General features: G+C 64.7%; 12 protein-coding genes. 6 read left to right on the top strand and 6 right to left on the bottom strand.

Features of this window, described 5'->3' with window-relative positions:
* Both ACFW0H_RS11875 and ACFW0H_RS11870 read right to left on the bottom strand, forming a co-directional pair.
* On the bottom strand, nucleotides 1–1,825 hold a 1,825-nt coding region (locus ACFW0H_RS11875; protein WP_459077298.1), incomplete at its 3' end, for an amidohydrolase.
* Nucleotides 1,822–2,394: an antibiotic biosynthesis monooxygenase gene (locus tag ACFW0H_RS11870; protein ID WP_422914103.1), complete on the bottom strand. Its 573-nt coding sequence runs from the start codon at nucleotides 2,392–2,394 to the stop codon at nucleotides 1,822–1,824. The genes ACFW0H_RS11875 and ACFW0H_RS11870, both read right to left, overlap by 4 nt.
* 194 nt (nucleotides 2,395–2,588) lie before the next feature.
* Here ACFW0H_RS11870 and ACFW0H_RS11865 point away from each other — a divergent pair, with 194 nt between their 5' ends.
* A complete protein-coding gene (locus ACFW0H_RS11865) occupies nucleotides 2,589–2,969 on the top strand; it encodes a helix-turn-helix domain-containing protein (RefSeq protein WP_422914094.1) in 381 nt (126 codons plus the stop codon).
* Here ACFW0H_RS11865 and ACFW0H_RS11860 read toward each other — a convergent pair.
* Nucleotides 2,935–3,318, bottom strand: coding sequence for a hypothetical protein (locus tag ACFW0H_RS11860; protein WP_422914093.1), 384 nt, complete (start codon nucleotides 3,316–3,318; stop codon nucleotides 2,935–2,937). The two genes, ACFW0H_RS11865 and ACFW0H_RS11860, sit on opposite strands and share 35 nt — an antisense overlap.
* A gap of 16 nt (nucleotides 3,319–3,334) precedes the next feature.
* Nucleotides 3,335–3,766: a winged helix-turn-helix domain-containing protein gene (locus tag ACFW0H_RS11855; RefSeq protein WP_422914092.1), complete on the bottom strand. Its 432-nt coding sequence runs from the start codon at nucleotides 3,764–3,766 to the stop codon at nucleotides 3,335–3,337.
* Nucleotides 3,767–4,231: 465 nt separating this feature from the next.
* Here ACFW0H_RS11855 and ACFW0H_RS11850 point away from each other — a divergent pair, with 465 nt between their 5' ends.
* Nucleotides 4,232–4,885: a hydrolase gene (locus ACFW0H_RS11850; RefSeq protein WP_422914091.1), complete on the top strand. Its 654-nt coding sequence runs from the start codon at nucleotides 4,232–4,234 to the stop codon at nucleotides 4,883–4,885.
* 153 nt (nucleotides 4,886–5,038) lie between these two features.
* On the opposite strand, the gene ACFW0H_RS11845 is transcribed toward ACFW0H_RS11850, so the two are convergent.
* Together ACFW0H_RS11845 and ACFW0H_RS11840 are read right to left on the bottom strand one after the other, a co-directional pair.
* Nucleotides 5,039–5,947, bottom strand: a complete 909-nt coding sequence (locus ACFW0H_RS11845) for a LysR family transcriptional regulator (RefSeq protein WP_422914090.1) — start codon at nucleotides 5,945–5,947, stop codon at nucleotides 5,039–5,041.
* A 129-nt stretch (nucleotides 5,948–6,076) separates the two neighbouring features.
* Nucleotides 6,077–7,189, bottom strand: a complete 1,113-nt coding sequence (locus ACFW0H_RS11840; protein ID WP_422914089.1) for an alkene reductase — start codon at nucleotides 7,187–7,189, stop codon at nucleotides 6,077–6,079.
* 107 nt (nucleotides 7,190–7,296) lie between these two features.
* Here ACFW0H_RS11840 and ACFW0H_RS11835 point away from each other — a divergent pair, with 107 nt between their 5' ends.
* From ACFW0H_RS11835 to phaC, 4 genes are all read left to right on the top strand, one after another.
* A complete protein-coding gene (locus ACFW0H_RS11835) occupies nucleotides 7,297–8,217 on the top strand; it encodes a LysR family transcriptional regulator (RefSeq protein ID WP_422914088.1) in 921 nt (306 codons plus the stop codon).
* A 114-nt stretch (nucleotides 8,218–8,331) separates the two neighbouring features.
* A complete protein-coding gene (locus tag ACFW0H_RS11830; protein ID WP_422914087.1) occupies nucleotides 8,332–8,952 on the top strand; it encodes an AraC family transcriptional regulator in 621 nt (206 codons plus the stop codon).
* Between the two features lie 446 nt (nucleotides 8,953–9,398).
* The gene (locus ACFW0H_RS11825; RefSeq protein ID WP_422914086.1) at nucleotides 9,399–10,352 is read left to right on the top strand and encodes an alpha/beta fold hydrolase; all 954 of its coding nucleotides are present in this window, start codon (nucleotides 9,399–9,401) and stop codon (nucleotides 10,350–10,352) included.
* A 79-nt stretch (nucleotides 10,353–10,431) separates the two neighbouring features.
* Entirely contained in the window at nucleotides 10,432–12,114 is a 1,683-nt protein-coding gene (gene phaC / locus ACFW0H_RS11820; protein WP_422914085.1) for a class II poly(R)-hydroxyalkanoic acid synthase, read from the top strand.
* Nucleotides 12,115–12,242 lie beyond the last annotated feature (128 nt).

The raw sequence follows: 12,242 nt of genomic DNA, 5'->3' as shown, positions 1-12,242 counted from the left end.
GCTTCCAGTGGCCGGGCACCTTGGCCACCGGCGACCAGTCCGGCAGCACCGGCAGTTGCCGGGGGCCGAGCTGGTCGAACTCGCCGGCGGCGTAGACCACCTTGCCGTCGACCACGGTCAGCACCGATTCGATCCACTTGATGGCTTCCTCCTCGACGCTGAAGAAGTCCGCCGACAGCGCCGCCAGGTCGGCCAACTGGCCCACCTTGATCTGGCCCTTCTTGCCCTGCTCGCTGGAGAACCAGGCGCTGCCGTGGGTGAACAGTTCCAGCGCGGTGTCGCGGGACAGGCCCTGGGGGTAGAGCTCCAGGCCGCCCACGGTGCGGCCACTGACCAGCCAGTAGAGCGAGGTCCAGGGGTTGTAGCTGGAGACGCGGGTGGCATCGGTGCCGGCGCCCACCGGCACGCCCTCGGCGAGCATGCGCTGGATCGGCGGGGTCTGCTCGGCGGCCTGGGCGCCGTAGCGGTCGACGAAGTATTCGCCCTGGAAGGCCATGCGGTCCTGGATGGCGATGCCGCCGCCGAGGGCCCTGACCCGCTCGATGTTCTTCGGGCTGATGGTCTCGGCATGGTCGAAGAACCAGGGCAGGCCGTTGAACGGGATGTCGCGGTTGACCTTCTCGAACACATCCAGCATGCGCGCGATGGATTCGTCGTAGGTGGCGTGCAGGCGGAACGGCCAGCGCTGCTCGACCAGGTGGCGCACCACCGGTTCCAGTTCCTGCTCCATGGTCTGCGGCAGGTCCGGGCGCGGTTCGAGGAAGTCCTCGAAGTCGGCGGCGGAGAACACCAGCATCTCGCCGGCGCCGTTATGGCGCAGGAAGTCAGTGCCGTCACCCGGCTTGACCTGCTTGCTCCAGGCCTGGAAGTCCTGGAGTTCTTCCTTGGGCTTCTGGGTGAACAGGTTGTAGGCGATGCGCACGGTCAGCTGGTCCTGCTGGGCCAGTTCCTGGATCACCTGGTAGTCGTCCGGGTAGTTCTGGTAGCCGCCGCCGGCGTCGATGGCGCTGGTCAGGCCCAGGCGGTTCAGTTCGCGCATGAACTGGCGGGTGGAGTTGACCTGGTACTCCAGCGGCAGCTTCGGCCCCTTGGCCAGGGTGGCGTAGAGAATGGTCGCATTGGGCCGGGCGATCAGCATGCCGGTGGGGTTGCCGTTGGCGTCACGCTGGATCTCGCCACCGGGCGGGTTGGGGGTGTCCTTGGTGTAGCCCACCGCCTTCAGCGCGGCGCGGTTGAGCAGGGCGCGGTCGTAGAGGTGGAGGAGGAACACCGGGGTGTCCGGCGCCGCGCGGTTGATCTCGTCCAGGGTGGGCATGCGTTTTTCGGCGAACTGGAATTCGTTCCAGCCGCCGACCACCCGCACCCACTGCGGCGAGGGGGTGCGCTCGGCCTGTTCCTTGAGCAGGCGCAGGGCGTCGGCCAGGGACGGCACGCCTTCCCAGCGCAGCTCGAGGTTGTAGTTGAGGCCGCCGCGGATCAGGTGCAGGTGCGAGTCGTTGAGGCCGGGGATCACCGTGCGCTGCTTGAGGTCGATCACCTGGGTGGTGTCGCCGCGCAGGGCCATGACCTCGGCGTCGGTGCCGACGGCGAGGAACTTGCCATCCTTGATGGCCACGGCGCTGGCGGTGGGCTTGGCGCGGTCGACGGTGTGGAAGCGGCCGTTGAACAGGATCAGATCAGCGTTCATATCGTTTCTCGATGGGCTGGCGAAGGAAGTGCCGCCGCCGGCGAAGGGCAAGGCGGACCAGAGGGCACCGGCAGCGCCGAGCACGGAGCTGGTGGCGAGGAATTGGCGGCGGCTGCTGTTGGCCGGGTCTTCGCTCATCGTGTCCCTCCGGCGCGTAGCCAGCCGGCGAACACACGCGTTGCCGCTGGCATGAACAGATAGACAACCAGCAGCACGATGCTGGCGGTGATCACCACGTTGCTCGGCACATAGCCACCGAGCCAGGGCCACAGCCTGAATAATGGCTGCCAGAGCAGCGGCACCAGCAGGGCCAGCGGCAGGATCACCAGGAAGGTGACGCAGGCCTGTTTCCAGCGTGGTGGTTGGAAAGTGTTGACCGGCGTGAACCAGAACTCTGCATCGCTGTGGACCAGCGGATGGTCGCCCTCCTCCAGCAACGGCTGCACTTCCTCGATCAGCGCAGCACGCTCGGCCGAGTCGATCCACGTTTGCAATTGATCGGCCTGGGCAAAGCGCACCACGGTCGTGAACGTAGCACCCCCGCCATCCGGACGGATCACATTCACGCCCAGGTGACCGGGTTGGAGCCGCGCCGCCTTGACCGCCCTACGCAGCCAGGCTTCGTATTGTGGCAGCGAGCCGCCGCGCACCTTGTGCTGGATCACCAGGGTCACCACGCTGTTCAGGTCGATGGCATCGCTGCTCATATGCATCCCATAGGCTCTTCCGTCGATGCCGCCAACTATGGCTTTCCCGGTAATACCGGGATTGGACGCATGTGCTGCAAGCGCCAACCCCTTCGCGAACTCGCGTTAACCAGGTTTAACCGGCATTAACTGGCCACCCGCACCGCCGCCCCCAAAGATCTGCTCCAGGTATTCGGAACAGGGAGGGGATGAGCATGCTGCAGACCAATATCGCCACCGCGAGGTCCGCTGCCACGCCAAGCCGGCGCGCCCTTGCCCCCTGGCAACTCGAGCGCGCCCTGGCGCTGCTGCTGGAGCGCATGGACAGCGGCATTGACGTAACCACCCTGGCCGCCGAGTGCGGCCTGTCGCGCAGCGACTTCAGCCGCAAGTTCAAGGTCAGCGCCGGGCAATCGCCGCAGGCCTGGCTGCGCCTGCAGCGGGTCGAAAAGGCCAAACGCCTGTTGGCCGAGGCGCATCTGCCACTGGCGGAAATCGGGCTGGAATGCGGGTTCTGCGACCAGGCTCACTTCTGCCGGATCTTCACCCGTCTGGAAGGCGTCACGCCGCTGGGCTGGCGGCGCCTGGCGGGCTGAGAACGTAAGCGCGGGCAGTGTTGGGCACCCTGTAGGCCAACCCACGCTCCCCCTGCTCCACCATCAGGAGCGACTTGTCCGCCAGTTGGCGTACTGCGGCGAAGGTGCAATCGGGGCACAGTCGGGTGTCATCCAGCAAGGCCAACGCCGCATCCAGGGTGAACGCGTCCTTCATCCGGGCCAGCAGGCGCAGGCACAGCTGCTCGCTGGTGCTCAACTGGCCGAAGCTCCAGTCGTAAGTGGCACGCAGGCTTTGTTGACGCGCCGGTGCGGTACGGCGTCCGGGCATCAGCAGGTGGTACTGGGTGTCGAGCAGTGCCGCCAGTTCGATGAGCCCCAGAACGCCCACCTGCCGGGCTGCAATCTCAATGGCCAGGGGAATTCCATCCAGCCGTCTTCAGCATCACCGGCAGATTGCTCAGTTGCGTCTCGCGAAACTGCGTCTCCGGCGACGCTGCCAGGGTCTCGACCACACCAACGAAACCGTATCCGCGCAGGGGCACATTGGCGATATAGCGTTCGCCGGTTCGTCCCTCGCCCAGGGCCCGGCGCAAGGCGGCGATGTGCACCCGCAGATTGATCTCCTCGACCACGGTTGCACCCCAGACCCGGGCGATGATGGCGTCCTTGCCAATGATTTCGCCGGGCCGCGCGATCAGCACCTGGAGGATGTCCAGGGCGCGGCTTCCGATGCGCACGGGACGCTCGCCCTGCAGCAACCTGCGTTTATACGGGTAGAAGCGGAAGCGCCCGAACTGCAGGATGGTCTCTGTGCCGAATTCTGTGCTTGCGCTCATCTGCCATTCTTCTCTTGTACCGGCGGATCGCTCTAAACCGGAGCTTCCAGGCGATATTGAAGCTGAAGGAATATTGGCGCCCCCCGGATAACGGCGCAATTCAGTCAGGGGGAAGGATTCGGCCAATCAGGATGCACGAAACGGTCAACCGCAACTGAAGTGCTGGCGATACTGGCTCGGGGTCCATAGAGCACCATTGCCACCGTTTTCATCGAACCAGCTTTCCTGCAATCACGCTCTTCGGACCCCTGGCAGAAATACGCTGCCGGCGTCTGGAAAATGCCAATCTACCCAGCCCGATCGAGAGCGAATAAAACGTTTGCACCCTTGTCTGCCGGGTGTGCCGAGCACATCGGTCCAAGAAATGCCTTGCCGCCGGACTCCATAGTTTCAGCGCCCCGTCGGCCCCGGGCCGGCGATTCTTCGCGCAGGAACTGCGCACACCCCACCCAAGGAGATACGCCCATGGCCACCGCTTCGGCCGTTCCCGGCAAGACCCTGCTGAACCCCACCGACCACACCCTGATCATGATCGACCACCAGTCGCAGATGTCCTTCGCGACCAAGTCGATCGACGCGGTGACCCTGCGCAACAATGCTGCGCTGGTTTCCAAGGCGGCCAGGGAGTTCGGTGTCGCCACCATCCTGACTACCGTAGCCGAGAAGAGTTTCTCGGGCCCGATCTTCGACGAGATCAAGTCGGTCTTCCCGGATCACCACGTCATCGATCGCACCAGCATGAACACCTGGGAAGATCCGCGCATCGCCGTCGAAGTGAACAGGTTCGGCAAGCAGAAGATCGTCCTGGCCGGCCTGTGGACCTCCGTGTGCATCGTCGGCCCGGCACTTTCGGCGCTGGACCAGGGCTTCGAGGTCTACGTGATCGCCGACGCCTGTGGCGACGTCTCCACCGAAGCCCACGAGATGGCCCTGCAGCGCATGATCCAGCTCGGCGCGCGACCCATGACCTCGCTGCAGTACCTGCTCGAACTGCAACGCGACTGGGCCCGTGGCGAAACCTACGACCAGACCGTGAAGACCTCCATCGAGCACGGCGGCGCCTACGGCCTGGGCCTGATCTACGCCAAGACCATGTTCAACGCCAGCGAAGGCCACTGAGCCCAAGCGGGGAGCGGCACCGCCGCTCCCTTGGATCACCAGCACGGTGTCCACCTGGTCCGCCGAGTAGCCAGCGGACTTGTCGGCGAGCTTCCCTGGAAACTGATCCGTCCATCCTCCGGCGAGCCCGCCGGCCTCTCCTGTACGCCTGAGCTATGTCGGCGCGCACATGAACTGAATCATGCGCTCGCGCAACCAGCGCTCGGCCGGGTCGTTGTCGTGGGTGGCACTCCAGACCATCGACAGCTCCGCCGGCCTGATCTCCAGGGGCGCATCCTCGGCACGCAGGCAGCTGTCCTCCACCAGGGTGCAGGCGGCGTAATCGGGCACCGTGGCGATCATCTCGGTATTGCGCAGCAACGCACGCAAGCTGCCGAACTGGGGCACGGCGAGCACCACGCGACGGCTGCGGCCGATGCGCTCCAGGTCGAGGTCGATAGCGCCGTTCAGATCGCCGGAGAACGACACCATCACATGGGGCCGCGCGCAGTATTCGTCCAGCGTGAGCGGCCCGGGACGGTTGTCCCCGCGCAGCACCTTCACACCGATATCACGCAGTTTGCGGCGCTTGGCGTTGGCCGGCAGGTCGGTGGTATAGCTCACCCCGACGGTGATCTCGCCCGAGGACAGCAACGACGGCATCAGCAGGTAGTTGGCGCGGCGCACCACGACGACGATGTTCGGCGCCTCTTCCTGCAACCTCGCGAGCAGGGCCGGGAACAGGCCGAATTCGGCATCGTCGGACAGGCCGAGGCGGAAGGTGCTGTTACTGCTGGCCGGGTCGAAGGACCTGGCCCGGCTCACTGCGGAGGAAATCACATCCATCGCCGGACGTAGTTCTTCGAGGATGTGCAGCGCCCGCGGTGTGGGCTCCATGCCACGACCAATGCGCACCAGCAACGGGTCGTCGAACAGGTCGCGCAGGCGGCCCAGCGCGGCGCTGACGGTGGACTGGGTGATGAAGAGCTTCTCGCCGACGCGGGTCAGGTTCCGCTCGATCATCAGCGACTCGAAGATCACCAGCAGGTTCATGTCCAGGCGGCGCAGGTCGTTTCGGTTCATGGTCCATCGTTTCCAAGGCTGACGCGCAAATCGAACACATCTACGGCCGCATTTCTAGTACCGCTGTGCTCGACCAACGCAGGTGCTCTTCGGGCCTTCCTCCCGCGATGGGGTGGCTTCGCCGCTCGCTCAGCCATGCAGCGGGTAATCGGTGTAGCCACGATGGTCGCCACCGAAGAAGCTCGCCGGATCGGGCGCGTTCAGTGGCAGGCCTTCGCGCAGGCGACGGGGCAGGTCCGGGTTGGCGATGAAGGGCCGGCCGAAGGCGATCAGGTCGGCCCGCCCACTGGCGAGCGCCTCCTCCGCACTCTTCGCGTCATAGCCGCCGGCCAGGATCAGCACGCCGCGCCAGATGCGGCGCAAGTCGCGGATGATGAGCTCCCAGCGCGGATCCTCCTGCTCGTCCTTCACGGTCCCCACCATCATCGGCTCGACCAGATGCAGGTAGGCCAGCCCAAAGCGATTGAGCGATTCGACGATGTAGCCGAAGGTCTCTTCCGGCGTGTCGTCGCCCATACCCATGAAGCGGCCCATGGGCGTGAGGCGTACGCCGACGCGGTCGGCGCCCACCTCGTCGGCTACCGTTTCGACGATCTCCAACAGCAGCCTGGCCCGGTTCCGGTGGTGGCCGCCATAGGCATCCTGGCGGTGGTTGCTCTGGCTGTTGATGAACTGGTCGATCAGGTAGCCGTTGCCGGCGTGGATCTCGATACCGTCCATTCCTGCGCGCATCGCGTTTCGCGCAGCCTGGCGATAGTCCTCGACGATGGCGCGGATGCCTTGCAGGGTGAGTTCCCGGGGTACCGGAATATCCCCCCAGACGCCCTGCCCGCTCGCATCGACGATGAAGGTCTTGCCCGGCACCGGCAACGCACTGGGCGCCACCGGCAGTGCGCCGCCGGGCTGGAAGCTCGGGTGCGAGACCCGGCCCACGTGCCAGAGCTGCATGAAGATCAGTCCGCCGGCACCGTGCACCGCATCGGCCACCGCGTGCCAACCGTCGACCTGGGTCTGGTTGTAGATACCCGGCGTCCAGGCGTAGCCCTGGCCCTGGCGGGAAACCTGGGTCGCCTCGGTGACAATCAGCGCGGCACTGGCGCGCTGGCGGTAGTACTCGATGTTCAGCGCAGTCGGCACATCGCCCGGCTGGCCGGCGCGCGAACGGGTCAGCGGCGCCATGGCCACGCGGTGCGGCAAGGTGAAGGGGCCGACGGCAATCGGCTGGAACAGGTTCTGGGTCATTTCGGATGCTCCGTGACAGGGTGCGGAGGCAATTTATGCTTGACACTTCTGATTGATAATCCGGCAGAATCGGGCAACTTCGTTGCGCAAGACGCAAAGGCGGATCCATGGACAGTTTTGCTGCACTCAAGGCGTTCGTCGCCACCGTAGAAGCAGGCGGCTTCGCATCGGCCGGCCGGCAGATGGGCGTGGCGACCTCCTCGGTTACCCGGCAGGTGGATGCCCTGGAGCAGCACCTGGGCACGCGGCTGCTCAATCGCTCGACCCGCCGGGTCACGCTCACGGCGGCGGGGGAAAGCTACTACGAGCACGCGGTACGCCTGCTGGCGGACCTGGAAAGCGCCAACCTGGAAGTCAGCGAAGCGGAAGGACCGCCTCGCGGCCTGCTCCGCGTCAGCCTGCCGGTAGTCTTCGGGCAGTTGCACATTTCCCCCGGCCTGCACGCCTTCAACGAGCGCTACCCCGGCATCACCCTGGAACTGGTGCTGTCCGACGATGTGGCCGACCTGGTGGAACAGCGGCTCGATCTCGCCATTCGCCTGGGCAGCGTGGATTCACCCCATGTCGTGGCCCGGCGGATGGCGCCACATCGTCGCTTGCTCTGCGCCAGCCCGGACTACCTGCGCCGCCACGGCGTCCCCCGCTCCCCCGCCGACCTCGCGCACCATGCCTGCCTGACCTTCGCCTACGCGCGCGGCAGCCGGCAGTGGCACTTCAGCGGGCACAGCGAAGAATGCGTGCACGTGAGCGGCCCGCTACGGGCCAACAACTCGCAGGTACTGCGCGAAGCTGCACTCAACGGCATGGGGCTGATCCTGATGGCCAGTTGGCTTTTGGGAGCAGACATCGAGGCCGGCAGGTTGCAGGTGGTTCTTCCGCAATGGAGGGCCGGGCTCGACAGTGAGGACGGCGGTGTGTACGCCCTGTACCTGCCGAACCGGCGCAACTCAAAGAAAGTCCGGGCGTTCATCGATTTCTTCACCGAGCGCTTCGGCAATCCGCCGTACTGGGACCACCCGAGCCCATGAAACGCCTCGCCGAACCATGCGCTGGAGTGCCATCGGCAAGGCAGCCAAGGCCAGACAAACCGATAGGAAAGCGCCTGTCGTCCAGGCGCGAACGCTCATGCGGAAACCCTATCAATGCACAAGTCCAGCGACGTCCCACTGGCCCACGCCACAGCCGTCGGCCCGGTCAGATCGCAACTCATCGCTGGTCAGTACAGAATCCTGCGCAACAGCGACAGCAACCCGGACCCGAACAGCGTCCTGGACATTCCCTGCAGCGACTCCTTTTCGGTCATCGTCCAGCTCGAAGACTTCGCCTCCCATCGCTTGTGGCGCGGCGGGCAGCTGGCCTACAAGGGCGGCCACGTCAGCTCGCATTACGCGAACCTGGGCAACTGGCAGGAGCCGGCCAAGGGGTTGTCAGCGCGGCAGATGAGTCGCGCCAAGGAGCTGATTGCCAACCACCTGGCCGAGGGCCTGTCGGTTTCCGAACTCGCACAGGAGTGCTCGCTGTCCCGTAGCTATTTCACTCGCGCGTTCAAGCGCAGCACCGGAATGACACCCCATGAATGGCTGCTGAAAATGCGAGTGGAAAAGGCCAAGCAGCTGATGCTGCACACAAAGCTCAACCTGTCGCAGATCGGCCTCGACTGCGGTTTTGCGGACCAGTCCCATTTCTCCAGGATCTTTCTCAGGATCACAGGCACCTCCCCGTCCAGATGGCGGCGTTTTCATCAGTCGGGGAATCCGGATTGACGGGGACAGCGGCGGATGTGTCGGCAGCCAACTGGGCCTTCGAGCATGGTCTGTTGTCCTCACGCCCCTTGCCGCGGGCGTTTCCGCTTCCTTCACGCCAGCATGTAGCCGATCCACGACATGTGCTCGGCCGAAATCGCCACGCCCTTCTTCGGCAAACGACGATAGTCGCGTTTGGATCAAGATCGCATAGTTGAAGTCCCCACAGCTTTCGTCCCTTGTGGGGCCAAAGGAAGTCGAACCCTGCATGCCGGGTGCCCAGGCGTTCTCACTGCCGCGGGGCCCACATGCCATACGACTTTCGCGGCACATCGAAAGTAACCAGGTAGTCAACTCATGCGCTTGGCACTCGTATGTCAGACCGAGGCGTGCTGCTGTCTGTGGAATCGCCCTGCGAACAGCTGCTCCGGCTGTCCGCTCAACCCAATCCGTGCGAGAGAAAGTTCATGAAGCCGGAAACCGCCATCGTCGACATTCACAGGAAGTACAAGATTTATACGGAGCGTTACCGAAATCCCGCCGCCAGGAAGACCATCATTCTGGTCAACGGCGCGTTCGCGACCACCGCATCGTTTGCCCAGACGGTGCGTTACCTGCAGCCGCGTTTCAACGTGGTGCTCTACGACCAGCCCTACGCCGGCCAGTCGAAGCCGCATAATTGCCCGGGTCAGCCGATCAGCGAGGAAGACGAGGCAGAGATTCTGCTGGAATTGATCGACAGGGTCGCCGCCGACCATGTGCTGTCCTTCTCCTGGGGTGGCGCGGCTACCCTGCTGGCGCTGGCCCAGCGGCCACGACGGATCGAGAAGGCCGTGATCAGTTCATTCGCCGCGCGGCTCAATCAGCCAATGCGCGATTACCTGGAGAGCGGCCTGAACGTGCTGCAGACGTGCGACCGCATCAAGATGGGCCGCTTGATCAACAACACCATCGGCAAGCACCTGCCGCCGCTGTTCAAACGCTTCAATTTCCGCCACATCAGCAGCCTGACCGAGCACGAATATCGTCAGATGCACGCCTATTTCAAGGAGGTGCTCAGGCAAGGCCCCCAGCACTACATCGCCTGCGCCGCCGCTATCGATATTCCACTGTTGTTCGTCAATGGCGAATGGGACGAGTACACCTCGACGGGAGACGCCCGCTTGTTCGCCGGCCATGTCCGCCAGTGCCAGTTCCGCACCATCCGCAACACCGGACACTTCCTCGATATGGAACACAAGGAAGCCTGGCACGCCACCCGGCAGGCCCTGCTCGGCTTTCTGCAGCCGGATTTCGGCCTGACCAAGCCGGCCAGTGCGCGGCCACTGGACGGTCGACACCGCTATGCCGCCTGCGACCGTGTATTCACCGTGCGGCCCATTGGCGCGGATGTGCCGCCGGGGCGATGGTTCGCCCGATAGATGGATGCACCTGCGCGGCGACTTGGTTCAACCCTTTTCTGCTCGGCTCCCGCGACGGGAGCAAGACGGAGTGTGGTCCATGCGAGATAAACCAGCGGCAGGCACCTTGCCCGAACCCGCGTCCTTTGTGACAACGGAAGAAAGCCCCTCCCCCAGCCTGCGCGGCCGGGATATGTTCTCCACCCTGCGCACCCTGGCGCTGCAGGGCATCAAGCAACCGGTGCACACTACCCGACATGTCCTGACCCTGAGCGGCCAACTGGGTCGCGTGCTGCTTGGCGACACGCCGCACCAGCCCTCCGTCCAGGATGCGCGTTTCAAGGACCCGTCGTGGCGCCTCAATCCCTTCTACCGCCGTGGCTTACAGGCTTATCTGGCCTGGCAGGAGCAGCTCAACGCCTGGATCGATGAGAGCGATCTTTCGGCTGACGACCAGGCCCGCGCCCATTTCATCGCGACGCTGCTTGGCGATGCGCTGTCACCCACCAACGGCCTGCTCAACCCGCTGGCGCTCAAGGAGATGTTCGACACCGGCGGGCTCAGCCTGGTGAAGGGCCTGCGTCACCTGACGGACGACCTGCTGCACAACGGCGGCATGCCCCGCCAGATCACCAAGACGGCCTTCGAAGTCGGCCGGAATATCGCCACCACGCCCGGAGCCGTGGTGTTCCGCAACGAGCTGCTGGAGCTCATCCAGTACAAGCCGATGAGCGAGAAGCAATTCCGGCATCCGCTATTGATCGTCCCGCCACAGATCAACAAGTACTACATCTTCGACCTCAGCCCGGAAAAGAGCTTCGTCCAGTACGCACTGAAGAATGGCCTGCAGGTATTCATGGTGAGCTGGCGCAACCCGGACGTACGCCATCGCGAGTGCGGCCTGTCGAACTACGTGGAGGCGCTGAAAGAAGCAGTCGATGCCTGCCACGCCATAACCGGCAGCAAGGTCAACCTGGTGGGCGCCTGCGCCGGCGGCCTGACCATCGCCGCCCTGCAGGGCCATCTGCAGGCCAAGCGGCAACTGCGCAAGGTGGCCAGCGCCAGCTATCTGGTGAGCCTGCTGGACAGCCGGGTGGAAAGCCCGGCCGCACTGTTCGTCGACGAGGAAACGCTGGAGGCGGCCAAACGCCGCTCCTATCGCCAGGGCGTGCTGGACGGCCGCGACATGGCCAAGGTGTTCGCCTGGATGCGCCCCAACGACCTGGTCTGGAGCTACTGGGTCAACAACTACCTGCTCGGCAAGCGGCCGCCGGCCTTCGACATTCTCTACTGGAACAACGACAACACCCGCTTGCCGGCCGCGCTGCACGGCGATTTTCTCGACCTGTTCAAGCACAACCCGCTGACCCGCAGGGGCGGCCTGGAAATCTGCGGCACCCCGATCGACTTGCGCAAGGTCACGGTGGACAGCTTCAGCGTCGCCGGCATCAACGACCACATCACGCCCTGGAGCACGGTCTACCGCTCGACCCTGCTGCTCGGTGGCGAACGACGCTTCCTGCTGTCCAACAGCGGGCATATCCAGAGCATCCTCAACCCGCCTGGCAATCCCAAGGCCGACTACCTGGAGAACAGCAAGCTGTCGTCCGACCCGCGCGCCTGGTATTTCGACGCGGAGCAGCACAATGGCAGCTGGTGGCCGGAGTGGCTGGACTGGATTCAGGCGCGTTCCGGTGCACAACGCGAAACCTTGGCGGCCCTGGGCAATCAGGACCATCCCCCGATGGAGGCCGCGCCGGGCACCTACGTGCATGCAAGCTGAGCTACGCAGCGGAAGCGTTCAGGCGCCAACCGCCGCATGCTGTACAGCCCATCGGCCGTGCCGAACACGCAGGCCAGGTAAAACGGGTCCAGCCGACAAGGCCCGGCCTGGTAGTCGCTGACGAAGAG

Source organism: Metapseudomonas cellulosilytica (genome assembly GCF_049334135.1).
GTDB lineage: Bacteria > Pseudomonadota > Gammaproteobacteria > Pseudomonadales > Pseudomonadaceae > Metapseudomonas.
The sequence above is the reverse complement of the archived record's forward strand: the minus strand, read 5'-3'. Positions and strand labels throughout refer to the sequence as shown.

What these genes read in the sequence shown, in the direction of transcription:
- ACFW0H_RS11870 (WP_422914103.1), bottom strand. Translation starts at nt 2,394, where the DNA reads ATGAGCAGCGATGCCATCGACCTGAACAGCGTGGTGACCCTGGTGATC.
- ACFW0H_RS11865 (WP_422914094.1), top strand. Translation starts at nt 2,589, where the DNA reads ATGCTGCAGACCAATATCGCCACCGCGAGGTCCGCTGCCACGCCAAGC.
- ACFW0H_RS11855 (WP_422914092.1), bottom strand. Translation starts at nt 3,766, where the DNA reads ATGAGCGCAAGCACAGAATTCGGCACAGAGACCATCCTGCAGTTCGGG.
- ACFW0H_RS11850 (WP_422914091.1), top strand. Translation starts at nt 4,232, where the DNA reads ATGGCCACCGCTTCGGCCGTTCCCGGCAAGACCCTGCTGAACCCCACC.
- ACFW0H_RS11845 (WP_422914090.1), bottom strand. Translation starts at nt 5,947, where the DNA reads ATGAACCGAAACGACCTGCGCCGCCTGGACATGAACCTGCTGGTGATC.
- ACFW0H_RS11840 (WP_422914089.1), bottom strand. Translation starts at nt 7,189, where the DNA reads ATGACCCAGAACCTGTTCCAGCCGATTGCCGTCGGCCCCTTCACCTTG.
- ACFW0H_RS11835 (WP_422914088.1), top strand. Translation starts at nt 7,297, where the DNA reads ATGGACAGTTTTGCTGCACTCAAGGCGTTCGTCGCCACCGTAGAAGCA.
- ACFW0H_RS11830 (WP_422914087.1), top strand. Translation starts at nt 8,332, where the DNA reads ATGCACAAGTCCAGCGACGTCCCACTGGCCCACGCCACAGCCGTCGGC.
- ACFW0H_RS11825 (WP_422914086.1), top strand. Translation starts at nt 9,399, where the DNA reads ATGAAGCCGGAAACCGCCATCGTCGACATTCACAGGAAGTACAAGATT.
- phaC (WP_422914085.1), top strand. Translation starts at nt 10,432, where the DNA reads ATGCGAGATAAACCAGCGGCAGGCACCTTGCCCGAACCCGCGTCCTTT.